Below are 18,379 nucleotides of genomic sequence, written 5' to 3'. Positions count from 1 at the left end.
AGTCTTCATTTAAAAAATCAGTTCATTAAATCGGCCAGCAGAAGATCCATGGCTTCATAAGGGTCCTGCCTGCCGGTTTTTATTTTTAAATCAGTTTCATGAGCAAGGATTAGAGCCTGACTTAACTCCTCAATAGAAAAATTTTCTGTTTGGCTCAGCAGTTTATTCACTATAAAAGGAGCCAGCTTGAGATGAGAGGCTATATCTTTACGATGAATTCCCTCCTCCAGACAGTATTTTACTTGAAGTAACAGTCGGAACTGCCGGGCAACCATAGTCAGTATTTTTAAGGGGTGTTCATTCATCCTCAGAATTCCCTGAAGTAGAATTAAGGCCTTTTTCTGATCTCGGCTGCCTAGGGAATCTACCAGCTCAAATATATTTACATCCATCTGGCCTACAATCAGTTGATCCACCATTTCCCGGGTCATGACTTTTTCCTCTCCCAAATAACAGAACAATTTGTTTAGCTCATTTTCAAGCCGCTCCAGGTTTGGCCCCGCCCTTTGAATCAGAAGCTTTTGGGCCTCCGGCTCCATTACTTTATTCTCTTGCTGGAATCTCTTTCTTATCCACATGTTCAGACTATTACCTTTTATCGGTTCACAAGAAATAGCCCAATTATTTTTCAGCATGATTTTAGTAAGTTTTTTTCTCCGGTCAATAGTGGGGCACATAAACACCAGACAGGTAAAGGTTACCGGCTTTTCTAGATAATTCTTTAAAGCCTCGGCTTCTCTATCCTTTAGGGGTTCAAAGAAATAAGGTGAATCGCTGATTACCAGCAGACGGTTTTCACTTAACACCGGGGGAGATTCAGCCCGAGAAATGATCTCAAAAATAGTGCTTTTTTTCCCATTGTATATATCATAGTTGAAGGACAGCATTTCATTGTCCAAAAGTTTTGCTTGAAGGGCTTCCAGGATTTTTTTCTTCAGGTATTTTTCTTCACCATACAGGAGGTAGCAGGAAAAAATGCTGTCTTTTTTTATTTCCCTCAATGCTTGTGCTGCATCCATTTTTTAAACTGTTCCTTTCTAACCTTTGTTCAGTCATAACTTAACTTTTCTACCGTCAAATTAAAAAGACTGTGTTTGTTTACTTTTAATCTTTGTTCTGCCATAACTCCCAGGCAGGATAAAAATAAAGCAGGAGTATTTATCAACGTTTAGTTCATTTTATCATAAGTGCAAGGATTGAGGTATAGAAATAGTAAGGCAGGTGACTGTTGGAGCGTCTCCGTGAGCGAATCTAAGGGCTGAACAGCTCAAAGCACGGGAGCATTGATGTTGACTGCAAAAGGAAGCCTGATTATAATGAAGAGGATTGTGTAAATTTTTAGAAAGGGTGTGGGGTATGTTTAGTCCGGGCAAAAAAAGGTACATATTGGTATTCAGCCTGGTGTTTCTTTTACTATTAGGATACAGCCAGGCAGTATATTCAGATGAGCAATATAAGCAATATGATTCTTATGAAGAATTGGTTTTAAGGGGTAGAGTAACTGCAGTTACAGACATTGTCCCTACTGCCGATTATATTACCATGGAACAATCGGTAGAAGTTAAGGTTACTTCAGGGGAATACAGGGGGCAGGTTTTTACTATTGAGAATGTCCTTATGGGCCATCCTTACTTCGATGTTTACCTGGAGGAGGGACAGGATATCCTTCTATTGGCAGAGATGGAAGAAGGAAGCATTCAGATGGTTTATTTTCAAGAGGTAGTAAGGGACAAGTATATTTATTACTTAATTGCCTTTTTTATTGTGCTGCTGCTGCTGATTGGGGGTTTAAAAGGACTGAAAACCCTGATTGCCTTAGCTTTTACGGGGGTTATTATTATTATGGTTATGCTGCCCCTGATTTTAAGGGGTTATAATCCTATCCTGGTTTCGGTGATTTCTGCCAGCATTACTGCGGTGTTTACCTTATTCATGGTAGGAGGTTGGGGAAAGAAAACCCTGGCTGCAGTGGTAGGCACCATAAGTGGTGTAACCGTTGCCGGCTTATTGGCTCTTTGGACGGGAAAACTGGCCCTATTGACGGGTTTCAGCAGTGAAGAAGCCCAGATGCTTATGTTTATGGACCATGCTACCATAGATATCCAAGGCCTTCTGTTTGCAGGGATCATAATCGGCTGCCTGGGGGCGGTGACCGATGTTGGAATTTCTATCTCTTCGGCGATTTCTGAATTAAAGGAGAATAGCCCGGGGTTGAGTTCTTATTCCCTGCTGGTATCGGGGATGAATATCGGGCGGGATATTATGGGCACCATGGCTAATACTTTAATTTTGGCCTATGTTGGGAGCGCTACTCCTCTGTTATTGCTTTTGATGGGTTATGAGATGTCCTGGATTAAAATAGCAAACTTAGATCTAATAGCTACAGAAATTGTGAGAAGTATAGCCGGCAGTATCGGTCTGGTGGTCACAGTTCCAGTTACCGCCATAATGGCCGCCTGGCTTTACCGTCTGAAATAATAGATAAATTATAACCCCGGGGAGATCTCTCTTTGGGGTTTTTTCTGTTATGATATTTTCCATATTAGTAGCTCACATTTTAACTGTATATTTGTATTATACGCATGAAGTTATCAAGGGAGATAATTTAAATATATATTGACAGAGTGTTATTGGTGAGGGTATAATCTTCTTATAAATGAGAATGAGATTAGCTCTCATTCTCGGGTTTTTTGCTAGATTGAAAATCTTATTAGATTGCTAGATTGCTAATTAATTAGAAAAATAAAGGGAGGTTTTTAAATTGACATTGGATAAAGTGAAAAAGGGACAATCTTTTAAAGTAGTTTATATCCCTGATGAAATGACCAGGTCACAGGCCATCAGGTTTGGTATTGCTGAAGGGGAAATTTTAATGTGTGAAGAAATAATTCCCGCCGGCCCTATTGTTGTGCGGAAGGAAAGGCAGGAAATTGCGTTGGGAAGAAATCTCTGTAAAAGTATTGATATTACTACTGAATTAAATTAAAATATTATGTTATTTTAAGGAAAATTATAAGCCCAGTAATCTATGTGTTCCATAAATTAAAAAAGGACAACAAGACAAGGAGGCATTCAAATATGGCATCCCATAATCATAATTTAACTCTGGACATTAATATACCTGCTGGAGCAAAGAAAGTTGTCCTGGCGGGAAATCCCAACTCGGGAAAATCAGTTTTTTTCAATTACTTTACGGGGATGTACGTCGATGTTTCCAATTATCCGGGAACTACATTGGAAATATCTCATGGTAAATTCGGTAATGATGTGCTTATGGATACTCCCGGAGTTTACGGAATATCTTCCTTTAATGACGAAGAAAAAATAGCTCGGGACATTATTTTGTCTGCAGATCTGGTAATCAACATAGTTAATGCCGTTCATCTGGAACGAGATTTGTTTTTAACTCAGCAGATTATAGATACAGGAATACCCGTAGTTATTGCCTTAAATATGTTGGATGAGGCGGAGAAAAGGGGCCTTGGTGTCAATGCTGAACTGCTGGAGAAGGAATTGGGAGTGCCGGTTGTTCCCACTGTAGCAGTTAAGAAAAAGGGGTTAGAAGAAATAAAGGACAAGCTGTCGGAGGCCCGAAAAGGTAAACGTATTTCGGTTCTAAAGAATATCATAACCAAATATATGGATCGAGTGGGGACTGAAGGAGAGGCTCTGCTGATCCTGGAGGGAGACCCGGTCATCGCGGCACGGCATGGAGTGGAGCCGGATAATTTAAGGGAGGACATTTATTTAGCACGACGCCGTAGAGTGAACCAGGTGGTGCAAATAGTTATGGAGGAAAAACAGGTTAAGAAAACTCTCTCTGCTCAATTGGGTCGATTGATGATTCGTCCCGTTACCGGAATTCCTCTGTTGCTGCTGGCCCTTTGGGCCATGTACCAGGTGATCGGCGTATTTATTGCGGAGACGGTAGTGGATTTAATGGAGGAGGTAGTATTTGAAGAGATTTACAGTCCTGCAGTGACCAATTTTCTTTCCCGGTTTATCCCGGAAGGAACGGTATTTTCTGAAATATTGGCAGGGGAGTTTGGCCTGCTGACTATGACTGTTACCTATGTGTTCGGTATTCTTCTTCCCCTGGTAATAGGATTTTATTTTTTCCTGTCCTTATTTGAGGATTCCGGTTATCTTCCCAGGATTGCTACTCTTGTGGACCGGGCTTTGAGTGGGATTGGCTTGAATGGAAGAGCGGTTATCCCCTTTATCCTGGGCTTAGGCTGTGTCACCATGGGCACGATTGTAACCAGGCTTTTGGGTTCAGAGAGGGAAAAGAGAATCACTATCTTTTTATTAGGGCTCACCATTCCTTGCTCTGCCCAGCTGGGGGTAATCGTGGGTATGCTGGCAGGCCTGGGCTATCAATTTGCCCTGGCTTACTTGATGGTAATCCTGGCGGTATTCATAGCTGTGGGAAGCTTCCTGCATGCTCTTCTTCCCGGGGATTCTACCGACCTGTTGATCGATCTGCCTGCTTTACGGATACCTCGAGTGGACAATGTTTTTAAAAAGACTATGATCAAATCTTACCAGTTTATCAAGGAAGCGATTCCCCTGTTTGCCGTGGGAGCTCTGCTTATCAGCACTCTAAGTCTTTCCGGGCTTCTGGAAAGGGTACAGATTTGGCTGACCCCACTGACGGTAGGCTGGTTGAACCTGCCTGCTGGGGCAGCAACTGCCTTTATCATGGGTATAGTCCGGAGGGATTTTGCAGCGGCCGGCCTGGCATCCATGTCCTTGGCTCCCGTTCAGGTGCTGGTTTCCTTAATAACCATTACTTTGTTTGTTCCCTGTATTGCCTCGGTCTTGATAATTTTTAAGGAACGGAGCAAGAAAGAAGCTCTTCTGATGTGGGCCGGAACCTGGGTTGTTGCTTTCCTGGTGGGAGGTATTATGGCTCAGCTGATTACATTGTTCTCCTTTGTGGGTGAATCAGGAAGCATTATGGCAGCAGCGATTTCCTTCAGCGTTACCATAGTGGTTCTCTCCACCCTTTGCAAGCTAAAGTACAGAGGCTCTCAAAAAGTTGGGGCCATTCCTTTGGGTAGATAGGAAATAGTAGATAGAGCAGTACTGGTATTTAATGTCATCTAAGTGAGGGCTATGATTAGCCTAAAAGCATCCGGCCCCTTTTTTTAGAAAACTTGAAAGGGGCCGGAACTTTTCATTTGTGAATTGAAAGAGAGAGAAATTGAAGCTTCAGCAGTGAATCTAAAAATATTAAAGTAAGAAGGGTTACCATATGAATAATAAAAGCTTTGTTTGTCCCAAGTGTGGTTATAAAAATGAAAAAGCAGTACTGCGCTGCCCCAGGTGCTTTCAGTGGTTGGCCATCTCCTGTGATGGCAGGTGCAGCCGCTGTAAGCAAGAGAAAAACAAGGAAAAATGTTCATAGTTTCAAATTATTCTTAAACTATTTTTTAACTATTTTTTTACCATGTATAGCAGAATTTATGCAGCGCCTTAAAGTACTGTTCCTGTTTAATGAACATAATATTATTATGATCAGCTTCACGGATTACCAGAAGTTTTTTCTGGGAGCCGTCCAGCTCATTATGCAGGTCCTTTCCCTCCTGAAGAGGGACCAGTTTATCATTTTGCCCATGGATAACCAGGGAAGGAATGGAGATACCCTTAGCTTTTTCTAAGCATTCTTTTTCCAGCGAGTCCAGGTCCATGCCCTGAGAAGGAAGCCCCAGATGTTTTATCAGTCGTGTGACGCAGATAAAACCGCTTTCAATGATTAATCCTTTAAAGGCCAGTGGGTATTGCCGGGCCAGTTCCAGGGCAGCGATACTACCCATAGACCGTCCCATGATGAACAATCTATCCGAATATTCCCGATGGATAAGTTCCTCCTGTATTTTTTTTAAAACATCATGAGAATCCTCTATCAGGGCTTGAAAGGTGGGCCGCCCACTGCTGGCCCCGTAGCCCCGGTAGTCCGATACTACCAGGTTTAGTTTCTCCCGATGATAAAGGGGAGCGATATAATCATAGTCACTAACTACCTCTCCGTTTCCATGGAAATATAAAATCCAGGGCCAGTGTTTGTCTCCGCTATAAAAACGGCAGGATACGGCGACATTTTCCTTTTCATCCACAGGGACCATCAGGTCAAAGGAATTTTCAGGACAGGGACTGAAGTCCGACTGAGGGAAGAAAAGGTACTGCAGCAGCAGTGGCGTGTCCAGAAATTTATAACTGCTCATAAGTTTCCTCCTTTTTTAATATTTTGCGGCGATGGGCATTCTTCGTCCGACTCCAAAGGCTTTGGTGGTTACCTTTAATCCGGGGGCCGCCTGTTTTCGCTTGTATTCGTTTTTATCTACCGTATGGGTAACCCACATTACCGTTTCCCGGTCAAAGCCCAAGGCTATTAACTCTTCTACAGAAAGCTGCTCATCTATATAATTATGAAGTATTTTGTCCAGTATAGGGTAAGGGGGAAGGGAATCTTGATCAAGCTGGTCCGGCCTAAGTTCTGCCGAAGGTGGCTTATTCATGATTTCTTTAGGGATGATTTCAGTTTTTCGGTTGATGAACCGGGCTATTTCATATACCAGGGTTTTGGGGACATCGGCCAGGAGGTTGAGGCCTCCGCTCATATCTCCATATAGGGTACAGTAGCCTACGGAGATTTCACTTTTATTTCCCGTAGATAACACCAGGTGACCGTATTTATTAGAAAAGGCCATCAGGATATTGCCTCGAATTCTGGCCTGTATATTTTCCTCCGTTACGCCTATTTCGGTGTTTTTTTCATCAAAATGTTTATTTAGGGTATTCAGGTAGGCCTTGTAGATTGGTGTAATCTCTATTTCTTTAAAATCAATTCCTAAATTTTCCGCCAGTATTCTTGAATCCTCCACACTACCCCGGGAGGAATAGGGTGAGGGCATAGAGATGCCTAAGACATTTTCCCGGCCCAAGGCTGCCTGGGCCAGGCAGCAGGTAACGGCAGAATCGATTCCGCCGGAAAGGCCTACTATGGCTTTTGAAAAACCGCACTTGCGCAGGTAATCCTTCAATCCCAGCACCAGGGCATCAAAGGCGGATTCAATTTTTCCCTGGGGGCGGTAAAGCCCTGGAGTCCCTGGAGCGCAGGTATCAACAGTTTCTATATGCTCCACAAAGGAAGGCAGGATGGTGATGGGCTGGCCCTTCTTATCAAAACACATGCTTCTGCCGTCGAAAATCAATTCATCGTTTCCCCCCACCTGGTTTATATAGATAAAAGGGATACCGTGCCTTTGGGAATGGTTGGATATCAAGCGGTACCTTATTTCCTCTTTACCGATACAAAAGGGGGAAGCGGAAATATTAACAAACAGGGTTGCACCTTTTTGTGCCAGTATTTCTATGGGATCCAGGGCATAAATTCTTCCTCTAGGCCACAGTTCCGGTTTATTCCAGGCGTCTTCACAGATTGAAATCCCCAGTTTTTCCCCTTTAAAGTAGGCTATGTTAATTTCCGGAGCCGGTTCAAAATAACGAGCTTCGTCAAATACATCATAGGTGGGCATTAGAGATTTGTGCTGGCTGAATATGACTGTCCCCTGATATACCAAAATAGCTGAGTTGTGTAGTTTTTTCCCGGTCTGACCGGCGGGGGAAGGGATGCCAACCAGTATTCCGGTTTCAGGGAAGCGCAGAGATATTTCCTGTAGTTTTTGGACAGCTTGATGGGTTTTTTTAATGAACCAGGATCTTTCCAGCAGATCCCGGGGAGGGTAACCCACCAGGAACAATTCTGGGACTGCCACCAGGTCGGAATTTTCTTGCTGGCTTAACACCTGAATGAGTTTAGATAAATTTCCTTCAATATCTCCCACAAAGGGGTTCAGCTGAGCCATGGTAATTTTCAATGGTTAATCCCCCTTAAAATAAAAGAAGCACATTAACTGTGCCTTCTTTTTTTAAAATAATAGTTCAAATTACTAATAGTTTTCTGATGTAAGAACTGATGCTAAACAGCTATTTTTTTATTTAACATTCTGGCTAAACGGGATTTCTTGCGGGAGGCGTTATTTTTGTGTATAACTCCATGTACCACAGCTTTATCGATAACCTTGCAGGCTTTAACTAAAGCTGTTTTAGCCTCCTCTACATTATCAGAGTTTATGGCTTCCTGAAAACGGCGAATACTGCTTTTTAGCACAGTTTTAACGGACTTATTTCTCTTGGCCCGTATTAAATTTGTTTTTACCCTTTTGGCTGCACTTCTAGTGTTCGGCATCTAATTCCCTCCCTTCCCCAAAGATGATGTTAATTATAAAAAATTTAAAATTTCTATTTATAAAACCATAGGCTATTTTATCATTTTAATAAGTAAAATGCAACTAAAATTGACTTATAACTCAAATTCATAAATTTTGTTACTAAAATTTATAAAATTATTAAGATTCATTATTTTTTAAACAAAAATACAGCAGCAAATAAATCTAGATTATAACTGACAAGAATATTGCCAGTAGTTATTCTGAGAGGGGTAAGGCTGAGAAATGTTCCCTGTGCTTTGAAGGGGTCTTAAGGGCGATGAAACCTACTGCTCTGAAGCTTGTCCCGTGGGAGCTATCACCTTTGGGGACAGGGATGAGCTGATTTCTAAAGGTGAGTCCCGGGTAAACACCCTGATTGATAAGGGTAGGGACCAGGCCAATCTTTATGGTGCAGAGGGAACAGGTGTCCTGCTGGTGTTGGACTACGACCCTTCAGATTATGAACTTCCCGATGAGTCAAGCCTGGCTGGAAACATGAGCCTGCCAAGTTTTGCTTCCCCTGCGGGAGGTTTGACCATAATGGCTGCGTTGGGTGGATTGGGACTCAGCTGTTTCCGTAAACTCCGAACAGCCAGGGAAGATAATGTAGAATAATAACAGTAAAAATTAAAAAAAAGATAATTTTTTTAAAAAGGAAGGGTTTCCCATGACTCTTCCTTTTTTTGCAGGTGGAAACGTATAATAAGATGTCTGTTGGTTAAGATATATAATGTTTAATGTTTATACAAATTATGACCAGGAGGTGAAAAAATGTTTCGGTTAATTATACGATTTATTGTTTCTGCCTTGGTGATCATGTTCGTAGGATTCTTACTTCCCGGCTTTGCTGTGTTAGGTTTTGGTGAGGCTTTACTGGCAGCAATTGTCATATCACTTCTGGGTTTTATTATCGAAAACTTGATGGGAGAAAAGATATCTCCTCAAAACCGTGGTGTAGTGGGATTTATTACAGCGGCAGTAGTAATATACGTGGCACAGTTTATTGTGCCTGCTATGAGAGTATCTATCCTGGGTGCTCTGCTGGCGGCATTGATCATCGGGATCATTGACGCATTTGTCCCTACAGAACTTAGATAGTCCAGTTGTAATTAGGTGGTAAAATGCTTTAAAAGATTTGTGCCAACAGCGGGTAATAAGTAAGGGGGGTGAACCTCCTGAAAATGAAGGGGTGTATGTATGGCAGATGGGTCTGTAGAAAACTTGGTGGGTTGGTTTCGCACTGATTTGGCAATTGAAGCAGCAGAGATGGTTGCCGTCAGCCCTCAAGAGGAAATACCTGGAGTAAAAGTAGATAGAAGTGAAGATAATGGAATCGCTGTGAACAGGGTTTCCGTTCTAAATCAAGAAGGGCAGAAAAGAATCGGTAAAGCGGTTGGAAACTATATTACCCTGGAAGTCCCTGGGCTGCGGAAAAGGGATATCCCTTTACAGGACAGGGTTAGTCAGACCTTTACCCGGGAATTGAATAACATGGCGCAGTTTACGGAGGAAATGAACATTCTGGTGGTGGGCCTTGGAAACTGGAATGTTACTCCCGATGCTTTGGGTCCCAGGGTGGTAAGGGATCTGCTGGTTACCCGACACCTGATGACATTAACCCCGGAGGTTTTGGGGGATGGATACCGTTCGGTATGTGCCATAGCTCCAGGAGTTTTAGGACTCACCGGCATAGAGACCAGTGAAATTATATTGGGCATAGTACAAAATATTAAGCCGGACCTGGTATTGGCTATTGATGCCCTGGCTTCTAGAAGTATGTCCAGAGTTAATACCACTATTCAGATTGCCGATACCGGCATTAACCCCGGATCCGGTGTTGGCAACAAGCGGATGGGAATTAACCGGCAGACTTTAGGAGTCCCGGTAATTGCCGTGGGAGTTCCTACGGTGGTAGATGCAGTTACCATTACTCTGGATACCATCGATCGGGCAGTTGACAAACTCATCAAACAAAATCCCGAGGGAAGTAAAATATTTAATGTGCTGGAAGGAATGGAGCGGGATGAAAGATTTGCACTGATAAAAGAGGTGCTGGAGCCCTATAATGAAAACCTGATGGTTACTCCAAAAGAGATTGATACTATCATCGATGATATTTCCATTATTGTTTCCGGAGGGTTAAATGCCGCCTTTCATCCTGTAATTCACAGGGAAGAATCAACCAAATATATGCATTAGTTAAAAACTTAATATAAATTAATCAACTTTTTAAAAAAACCTGGTCTAGGAGGCCGGGTTTTTTAATAGGTATATATGGACTCCACTTTAAAATTTTTAGTGAAAAGACCAATTAATTTATGAAGCAGGGTGATTACATGGCTAAAATAATACATTTTAAAAAAGTAAGGCCTAAAAGGAGCAAAAGAAGAGAATACAGCGGTGGTTTAAACAGCGGGCTGGTAACAGCAGTAATTTTGATCTTAATTGCCGGTTTAGTTTTTGCATTGGGCAGCCACATGGTCAGCCGGGTTTCGACAGTTTCTAGTTCAGCTCAAAGCACTATAAAGGATGTTTCCTGGCAGCAGGAGGTATTAAAAAATATACTGAGTCAAAATATACCAGGGATGGTTGAATTGGAAAACACTGATGGTGTGGACATGGACATGGTTAAAGATGACGAAATTGCTTTAAAGCCAGACAAGAACCATAATGACAATATGCTAAAATCCACACTATACGCCTTAACCCGGGTGAATCCCGATGACCCAAAAACTTTTCTCAATTCCCAGTTAACCTCCATGGAAATGGTTTCTCTTTTGGCGGAATCCTATTCTCTGGAGGATGATTCCATTATGATGGAAAAAATTCAGCAGGAAGAAGAACTAATGGAGGGAAATCCTAATGATCATTTGATGAATTCTTCTTTGGGACAGGAGTTAAGCCCTCTGGTAATTATTTACCATTCTCATACTACCGAATCCTTTTTTCCCACCTCAGGTCAGAACTATACAACGGATTTAAGCCAAACGGTGGTACGGGTGGCAGAAGAAATTATTCAATATCTTGAAAATGATTACGGAATTAAAGTAATCCACAACAAAGAAATACATAATATCCCTCATAACGAGGCCTACAGCAAGTCCATTGAAACGGTAAAAGAGCTGGTTAAAAGGTATCCGGAGGCTGCCATGGTTATTGACCTTCACCGGGATGGAGTCAGCCGGGAGGTGTCCACAACCCAAATTAACGGGCAGGATGTTGGGAAAACTCTAATTGTGCTGGGTTCAGATCACTCTAGATGGAAACAGAACTATGGATTTGCTTATAATTTTCATGAAAAGAGTGAAGAACTTTACCCCGGGCTTTCCAGGGGAATTTCAGAAAGACGTTTCACCTACAACCAGGAGGTTCATCCCCAGGCTATTTTGTTGGAAATCGGAGGCCACAGGAACAGCCTGGAGGAAGCCCTTAGAACCGGGCGTTATGTGGCGGAAATTATAGGTGAATTGTTCAAAGAGCTGTGATCTCCAGTAAGAAATAATACAGGCAGCAGGACAGGGGAAGGCTCTCCTGTCTTTTCTTTCGTCTGTATTTAGAAAGGTAGAGAAAGAGATTTTAACTACAAAGGGATAAATAATTTTTTATGAAAGGGTAAAACTATTTTGTAATGGCCTGTTAATAGTTATATTTATATTATAATAAGGAAAGAAAAAATGCCGGGCAGTTTAAACTGAAGGCTGTGAAAGGATAGAAAAATTTGAGCAAACGTCTTTTCAAATATTACTGTAGTATTGGTTTAACCCTTTTTTTGTTTTTGGGAATTCTATATTTTGCTTTTAATCAGGTGGAAAGAAATATAAATCAACTGGCAGGTATAGAAACACCTCTTCAGTCATTTGTTCTGGATTTAGAAACGGGGGGATTACTGCGGCTTACCTTTGGCGGGGAAACTGTCAGGCTGTCACTGCCGGCCATCTTTAAAACCTGCTTCTATCCCGGAGTGCTCATACATACCACTTATCTGCATGAAAAAATATAATTTCACTTTTTAAAAACTAATTTGAAAAATATTATCAAGAAGTTAAGGTTCCATTAACTTTTCGAGGTTTTTGCCAATAGCATTAGACAAATTCTACAAATAAGGGTCAAAATTGCTTTTAAGAACTTGACAAATACCCCGGGGAGTGGTATTTTTTAATTAGAAAATTTAGCACTCACCAAGCTAGAGTGCTAACAGGAGATGCTGACAATGAGCCTTTCTCAAAGAAAAAAGCAAATACTGCAGGCAGTAATTACAGAATACATTAAAACTGCGGAACCTGTTGGTTCCAGGACCATTGCCCGCCGTTATGGCCTGGATTTAAGTCCCGCCACAATTCGAAATGAAATGTCGGATTTGGAGGAGCTGGGTTACTTAGAACAGCTCTACACTTCATCGGGACGGATTCCTTCTCAAAAAGGGTACCGTTTTTATGTGGATTCCCTTATGGAATTCAAAGATTTATCCGCCAATGAAATTGCCTGGATTCATAAGCTTTATAACATTAAGCTTAGAGAAATTGACAAGATTGTTCAGCACACCGCTAAAGTGCTTTCTGCTATCACCCAATATACAACCTTAATCCTGGGGCCTCAAATTCAAAAAAGTGCTTTTCAGCAGCTTCAAATTTTTCCTCTGGATGCAAGTAAGGCTCTAGTAATACTGACCACAGATACCGGGTTTGTGGAGAATAAAATTATCGAGCTTCCCCGGATGCTTTCCACTGAGGAATTGTTTAAAATTGTTGAATATATGAATAGGAAATTAAAAGGGTTGAGTATCGATAGGATTACCAATACTTTAATTCGGGAAATGAAAGTTGAAATGATTCACCAGATGGACTTTATTGAGCAGGCCATCAATCTCTTAGATGAAAGTTTTTCCTTTGAGAAGGAAAAAAAAGTCTATCTGGGGGGGACTGCCAATATCTTAAACCAACCGGACTTTAAAGATGTATCCAAAATAAAAAAGATTTTTGATGTTTTGGAGGAGGAAACTCTCCTGTCTAAACTGCTGGAGGATGCTTCCACAGCAGACAGGATGCAGGTTATTATCGGAGAAGAGATAACCATTGAAGAAATACAAGAATGCAGCTTGATAACGGCAACCTACAGGGTGGGAGAGAAGACCATAGGTTCAATTGGGGTCTTGGGTCCAACCAGAATGAATTACTCTAAAGTAATTACTATCGTGGAGCATATCACCCAGGAACTAAACGGTATTCTAAATGATATTTATAAAAAATAATGTTTTTGCTTAATTTGTTCTTTGATTATTTTTGTATATCCAAAAAGGTAAAAGAGGATATTTTTGTTTTAAATTTAACAGGAGGTACTTGGATATGGAGAAAGGTTGTAACAATGAAAGAAACCCATCTAACAAACCTAACAGCACCGGAGAAAAAGAACGGCTGCATGATGAATTTCTTTCGAAGGATGAAAAGAACGGCGGGGCAGGTGAGGGTGTAAAAAATTTTCGACAAAATGATTTGGAAAAAAGAGGATTTGGTGATATTGATGAAGAAATTACAAGCGTTGAGGAAGTTCAGGAAGTTGAGGAAACATTGATGCAGCAGGTGCAAAGCTTACAAAAAGAAAAAGATGAGCTGTTTGCCAGGATGCAGCGTTTGCAGGCAGATTTTGACAATTATCGTAAAAGGTCTCTGGGGGAACAGAACCGCTGTGTTCAGTATGCCCTGGCAGAATTATTTAAATCCCTTGTTCCGGTGATTGATAACTTTGAAAGGGCTCTGGATTCCGGAGAAAAGGGCGAAGGTTTCGTATCCGGGGTAGAAATGATATTTAAACAGCTAAAAGAAGTATTAAAGAAAGAAGGTTTAGAGCAGATCATAGCGGAGGGGGAAGTTTTTGATCCCTATGTTCATGAAGCAGTGATGCATGTGGAAAGCGAAGGCCATGAGGAAAATTTAGTTATCGAAGAATTTCAAAAGGGTTATAAATTTAAAGATAAATTAATCAGGCCAAGCATGGTTAAAGTGGCTAAATAATAATATACAGAGGAGGGTAAAAAATTTATGAGTAAAGTAATAGGAATTGACTTAGGAACTACTAACTCAGTTGTAGCTGTTATGGAGGGCGGAGAACCGAAGATTATCGCCAATGCCGAGGGAGAACGGCTTACCTCTTCTATCGTAGCGTTTACCAAAACCGGAGAACGCCTGGTAGGTCAGGTGGCTAAGCGTCAGGCCATAACTAACACCGAGAGGACTATTCTTTCTGTGAAGAGGCATATGGGAACAAAATTTAAAGTAAAAATTGATGATAAGGATTATACTCCCCAGGAGATTTCTGCCATGGTTCTGCAGAAACTAAAAAAAGATGCGGAAAGCTACCTGGGAGAAAAAGTAGAACAGGCGGTAATTACGGTTCCTGCGTATTTCTCCGACAGTCAGCGGCAGGCCACCAAGGATGCCGGTAAAATTGCGGGGCTGGAGGTTTTGCGAATTATTAACGAGCCCACCGCGGCTGCTCTGGCTTATGGCCTGGATAAAGGAGAAGATCAAACTATCCTGGTTTTTGACCTGGGGGGCGGAACCTTTGATATTTCTATTTTGGATTTAGGAGAAGGGGTCATTGAAGTTAAGGCTACCAGCGGTAATAATAAGCTGGGAGGCGATGATTTTGATGAAAAGCTGATTAACTATCTGGCTGACCAGTTTAAAAAAGATAACGGGGTAGACTTAAGGCAGGATAAAATGGCTCTGCAGAGACTCAGGGAGGCATCGGAAAAGGCTAAGGTAGAGCTTTCCAGTGTAACCACAACTAATGTCAACCTTCCTTTTATAACTGCCACACAGGAAGGCCCCAAGCATTTGGATTATAACATAAGCAGGGCTAAGTTTGAGGAACTTACCCGGGATTTAATTGAAAAAACCATGGGCCCTACTCGACAGGCCCTATCGGATTCCGGACTGAAACCGGAACAGATTAATAAGGTGATTCTGGTGGGAGGTTCCACCCGGATCCCTGCAGTACAGCAGGCTATTAAAGACCTTTTGGGCAAAGAGCCCCATAAAGGGGTTAACCCTGATGAGGTGGTGGCCTTAGGGGCAGCCATCCAGGCAGGGGTGCTGGGGGGAGAAGTAAAGGATGTCCTGCTTTTGGATGTAACTCCTCTGTCTTTAGGGATTGAAACCCTGGGTGGAGTCTTTACCAGGATTATCGAAAGAAATACCACCATCCCCACGGACCGAAAGCAGATCTTCTCCACAGCTGCAGATAATCAAACCAGTGTAGAAATTCATGTTATGCAGGGAGAAAGACAGATGGCAGCGGATAACAAAACCCTGGGAAGGTTTATTCTGGATGGGATTCCCCCATCACCCCGGGGAATTCCTCAGGTTGAAGTTAGCTTTGACATCGATTCCAATGGTATTGTGAACGTTTCTGCTAAAGACCTGGGAACCGGGAAAGTACAGAGTATTACCATTAAGGCAACCACCAGTCTTTCCGACGATGAAATTGATAAAATGGTTCAAGAATCAGAAAAATTCGCGGAAGAAGATAAAAAGCGCAGAGAACTGGTAGATGCCCGAAACAGTGCAGATTCAACCGTTTATAGCACCGAAAAAACGTTGAAAGACCTGGAGGAACAGGTTTCCGCCGAGGAACGAGAGGAAATCGATAAGTCCATGGAGAAGGTAAAAGAGGCTGCCAAGGGTGAAGACGTAGAAGCTATTAACAACGCTGTGGAAGAGCTGACTAAGCATCTGCATAATCTCTCCACCAAGATGTATGAAAAGGTAAAGCAGGATCAGCAGGCCGCCGAAGGTGACCAGCAGGATACAGGCGGTCAGGAAGGTGCACCTGCCGAGGAGGATGTAGTGGATGCGGATTTTGAGGAAGTGGATTAAACTCTGTAAAAGCCTTTCTATATTTAATGATTTAAAAGGATAACAGGAGCTATTCTTTAAAGTGAGGAGCTAGTCGATGATGGCCAGTAAGCAGGATTATTATGAAGTGTTGGGGTTAAACAGAGATGCCTCAGCAGATGAAATAAAAAAAGCGTATCGTAAATTTGCCCGAAAATATCATCCGGATTTTAATGCTGGGGATGAAGAATCGGCAAAAAAGTTTAAAGAAGTAAAGGAAGCCTATGATGTCCTGGCTGACTCTCAGAAGCGGGCCCACTACGACCAGTTTGGTCACGTGGATCCCAATCAGGGTCAGGGGTTTGATTTTTCCGGTTCAGGCTTTGGGGGCGGATTTGAAGATATTTTTGATAGTTTTTTTGGCGGGGGATTTCGCCCCCGCCGGTCCGGTGGGCCTCAGAGAGGTTCTGACCTCCGGTATGACATGGAGGTCAGCTTTGAAGAAGCGGCCTTTGGAAAGACCGTAAATATAAAGGTCCCCAGGATGGAGACCTGTAACCGCTGTGACGGCAGTGGGGCAGAGCCCGGGACTTCTCCGGATACTTGTCCTGAGTGTAAGGGCAGCGGAGAAATAAGATATGCGCAAAATACTGCCTTTGGCCGGTTTATTAATGTGAGGGCCTGCAGCCGCTGTCAGGGGGAGGGTAGGATTATTACTGATCCCTGTACTGACTGCAGTGGGGCAGGAAGGGTAAGAAAAAGCAAAAAAATTGAAGTTAAAATTCCGGCGGGGGTAGAACGGGGAACCCGGCTCAGGGTTTCAGGAGAAGGTGAAGCCGGAGTTAAGGGAGGCCCTCCCGGGGATCTTTATGTGATTCTTGATGTGGCTGCCCATGAAATATTCCAGCGCCGGGGGGATAATATTTATTGTGAGATTCCCATCAGTTTCGTAATGGCCTCCCTGGGAGGAGAAATCATGGTTCCTACGTTGGAGGGAAAAGCAAAGCTTAGAATACCCGATGGCACAAAATCCGGGACATTCTTTAAAATTAAAGGCAAGGGGATTCCCCGCCTCAGGGGTATGGGACGGGGGGATCAGCACGTAAAAGTGGTGGTGGATGTTCCCGCAAAACTCACGGCAAAACAAAAAGAACTCCTTAAGCAGTTTGCAAAAGAAAGTGGTGAAGACCTTTCCACTTTAAATCATAAAGGAATATTTGATAAAGTGAAGGATGCATTTGGAGGAAGTAAAGCATGAGTTGGTTCAATATTAGCGTAGAAATGAGCCGAGAAGCCTCAGAGGGGGCATCGAATTATCTAATGGAGCAGGGTTCTCCCGGTGTGAGCATCGAGGATTCTGCTTATTTTTCTATTCCCTGTGGGGAGGATGTTATCTGTGATGAGAGTTTAAGGCCTTTGGGAGAGAAAAACATTGAGGGCCAAAGCTCAATGCCTGGGGAGACTGTTTCTATCAGCGGATATTTTGCTGTTGATGAGGAGAGAATATGGGAGGTTATTACAGGCCTGGAGAGCTATCTGGAAGACCTCATCCAATTAGGAATTGACCCGGGTAACTTTGCTATAACCTGTAAAAAAGTAGAGGAAGCAGACTGGGCTGAATCCTGGAAAAAACACTACCATTCCGTGGAGGTCAGCGAATCCCTGGTAATAGTGCCCTCCTGGATTCAACATACTGAAAAGACTGGACAGACTAAAGTCCAAATGGACCCTGGGATGGCCTTTGGCTGCGGCACTCACCCCACTACACTGATGTGCCTGATGGCCCTGGAGAAGTGTAAAATTAAGGACAGTATTGTGTATGATTTGGGCTGTGGTTCCGGTATATTATCCACAGCTGCAGCCAAGTTGGGAGCAGCCAAGGTGATTGCTGTAGATTTTGACCCCATCAGTGTTAAGGCCGCTGAAGAAAACTGCCGGTTGAATCAGGTAAGCAGCCAGGTGCAGGTTTACCAGGGAGAACTGCCGGCATTTATAGAAGACAATAAAGATTTACCCCCCGGGGATATAATCCTGGCCAATCTGACCGCCGGACTGATAATTAATAATCTTCCCTACCTTTCTGCTCTGTGTAAAGAGGATACGGCAATTATTTTCTCAGGTATTATTCAAGAGAAGTTAGAGAACCTGCTTAAAAACCTCTTAGATCAGGGATACCGGGTGGAAGAAACCATAACAGAAAAGGGTTGGGTAACTCTTTGGGTGGTTAAGGTGTAAACCGCGACACCTTAAGATGTAAAAAGATACAGGTTT

The 18,379-nt window shown here is 42.6% G+C and carries 18 protein-coding genes; 14 read left to right on the top strand and 4 right to left on the bottom strand.

What is annotated here, in order from left to right; translation table 11 throughout:
• Window positions 1-17: 17 nt before the first annotated feature.
• Window positions 18-1,019, bottom strand: coding sequence for a DNA polymerase III subunit delta (holA, locus tag HUE98_RS14800; protein ID WP_241421381.1), 1,002 nt, complete (start codon window positions 1,017-1,019; stop codon window positions 18-20).
• 337 nt (window positions 1,020-1,356) lie between these two features.
• Here holA and HUE98_RS14795 point away from each other — a divergent pair, with 337 nt between their 5' ends.
• The 4 genes from HUE98_RS14795 (at window position 1,357) to HUE98_RS14780 (ending at window position 5,410) form a co-directional block, all read left to right on the top strand.
• Window positions 1,357-2,478 (top strand): YibE/F family protein, encoded by a 1,122-nt coding sequence (locus tag HUE98_RS14795; RefSeq protein WP_241421380.1) that lies wholly within the window; start codon window positions 1,357-1,359, stop codon window positions 2,476-2,478.
• A 283-nt stretch (window positions 2,479-2,761) separates the two neighbouring features.
• The gene (locus tag HUE98_RS14790; protein ID WP_241421379.1) at window positions 2,762-2,986 is read left to right on the top strand and encodes a FeoA family protein; all 225 of its coding nucleotides are present in this window, start codon (window positions 2,762-2,764) and stop codon (window positions 2,984-2,986) included.
• A gap of 92 nt (window positions 2,987-3,078) precedes the next feature.
• Window positions 3,079-5,067, top strand: a complete 1,989-nt coding sequence (gene feoB, locus HUE98_RS14785; RefSeq protein WP_241421378.1) for a ferrous iron transport protein B — start codon at window positions 3,079-3,081, stop codon at window positions 5,065-5,067.
• A 190-nt stretch (window positions 5,068-5,257) separates the two neighbouring features.
• Complete coding sequence (locus tag HUE98_RS14780; RefSeq protein ID WP_241421377.1) at window positions 5,258-5,410, top strand: hypothetical protein; 153 nt, start codon at window positions 5,258-5,260, stop codon at window positions 5,408-5,410.
• Window positions 5,411-5,447: 37 nt separating this feature from the next.
• Here HUE98_RS14780 and HUE98_RS14775 read toward each other — a convergent pair whose 3' ends face one another.
• The 3 genes from HUE98_RS14775 to rpsT form a co-directional block, all read right to left on the bottom strand.
• Window positions 5,448-6,227 (bottom strand): alpha/beta hydrolase, encoded by a 780-nt coding sequence (locus HUE98_RS14775; protein WP_241421376.1) that lies wholly within the window; start codon window positions 6,225-6,227, stop codon window positions 5,448-5,450.
• Between the two features lie 15 nt (window positions 6,228-6,242).
• Window positions 6,243-7,883 carry an NAD+ synthase gene (locus HUE98_RS14770; protein ID WP_241421375.1) on the bottom strand — a complete coding sequence of 547 codons (1,641 nt, stop codon included), beginning with the start codon at window positions 7,881-7,883 and terminating at the stop codon, window positions 6,243-6,245.
• Between the two features lie 101 nt (window positions 7,884-7,984).
• Complete coding sequence (gene rpsT, locus HUE98_RS14765; protein ID WP_241421374.1) at window positions 7,985-8,254, bottom strand: 30S ribosomal protein S20; 270 nt, start codon at window positions 8,252-8,254, stop codon at window positions 7,985-7,987.
• A gap of 328 nt (window positions 8,255-8,582) precedes the next feature.
• On the opposite strand from rpsT, the gene HUE98_RS14760 reads away from it, so the two are divergent.
• The 10 genes from HUE98_RS14760 to prmA all read left to right on the top strand — a co-directional run bounded on the left by HUE98_RS14760 (window position 8,583) and on the right by prmA (window position 18,343).
• Window positions 8,583-8,891 carry a 4Fe-4S dicluster domain-containing protein gene (locus HUE98_RS14760; RefSeq protein ID WP_241421373.1) on the top strand — a complete coding sequence of 103 codons (309 nt, stop codon included), beginning with the start codon at window positions 8,583-8,585 and terminating at the stop codon, window positions 8,889-8,891.
• A gap of 156 nt (window positions 8,892-9,047) precedes the next feature.
• Window positions 9,048-9,374: a phage holin family protein gene (locus tag HUE98_RS14755; protein ID WP_241421372.1), complete on the top strand. Its 327-nt coding sequence runs from the start codon at window positions 9,048-9,050 to the stop codon at window positions 9,372-9,374.
• Window positions 9,375-9,473: 99 nt separating this feature from the next.
• Complete coding sequence (gene gpr, locus HUE98_RS14750; protein WP_241421371.1) at window positions 9,474-10,475, top strand: GPR endopeptidase; 1,002 nt, start codon at window positions 9,474-9,476, stop codon at window positions 10,473-10,475.
• A gap of 137 nt (window positions 10,476-10,612) precedes the next feature.
• Window positions 10,613-11,761 (top strand): stage II sporulation protein P, encoded by a 1,149-nt coding sequence (gene spoIIP, locus HUE98_RS14745; protein WP_241421370.1) that lies wholly within the window; start codon window positions 10,613-10,615, stop codon window positions 11,759-11,761.
• A gap of 233 nt (window positions 11,762-11,994) precedes the next feature.
• The gene (locus tag HUE98_RS14740) at window positions 11,995-12,276 is read left to right on the top strand and encodes a hypothetical protein (RefSeq protein ID WP_241421369.1); all 282 of its coding nucleotides are present in this window, start codon (window positions 11,995-11,997) and stop codon (window positions 12,274-12,276) included.
• Between the two features lie 210 nt (window positions 12,277-12,486).
• Entirely contained in the window at window positions 12,487-13,524 is a 1,038-nt protein-coding gene (gene hrcA, locus HUE98_RS14735) for a heat-inducible transcriptional repressor HrcA (RefSeq protein WP_241421368.1), read from the top strand.
• Window positions 13,525-13,618: 94 nt separating this feature from the next.
• Window positions 13,619-14,284: a nucleotide exchange factor GrpE gene (gene grpE / locus HUE98_RS14730; RefSeq protein ID WP_241421367.1), complete on the top strand. Its 666-nt coding sequence runs from the start codon at window positions 13,619-13,621 to the stop codon at window positions 14,282-14,284.
• A gap of 27 nt (window positions 14,285-14,311) precedes the next feature.
• The gene (dnaK, locus tag HUE98_RS14725; RefSeq protein WP_241421366.1) at window positions 14,312-16,150 is read left to right on the top strand and encodes a molecular chaperone DnaK; all 1,839 of its coding nucleotides are present in this window, start codon (window positions 14,312-14,314) and stop codon (window positions 16,148-16,150) included.
• A gap of 79 nt (window positions 16,151-16,229) precedes the next feature.
• On the top strand, window positions 16,230-17,366 hold the full coding sequence (gene dnaJ / locus HUE98_RS14720; protein ID WP_241423575.1) for a molecular chaperone DnaJ: 1,137 nt from the start codon (window positions 16,230-16,232) through the stop codon (window positions 17,364-17,366).
• Complete coding sequence (prmA, locus tag HUE98_RS14715) at window positions 17,363-18,343, top strand: 50S ribosomal protein L11 methyltransferase (protein ID WP_241421365.1); 981 nt, start codon at window positions 17,363-17,365, stop codon at window positions 18,341-18,343. Before dnaJ ends, prmA begins: the two co-directional genes overlap by 4 nt.
• The last annotated feature ends 36 nt before the right edge of the window (window positions 18,344-18,379 follow it).

Origin of the sequence: Candidatus Contubernalis alkalaceticus, assembly GCF_022558445.1 — a bacterium.
In the GTDB taxonomy this organism is placed as follows: domain Bacteria; phylum Bacillota; class Dethiobacteria; order SKNC01; family SKNC01; genus Contubernalis; species Contubernalis alkaliaceticus.
The sequence above is the reverse complement of the archived record's forward strand: the minus strand, read 5'-3'. Positions and strand labels throughout refer to the sequence as shown.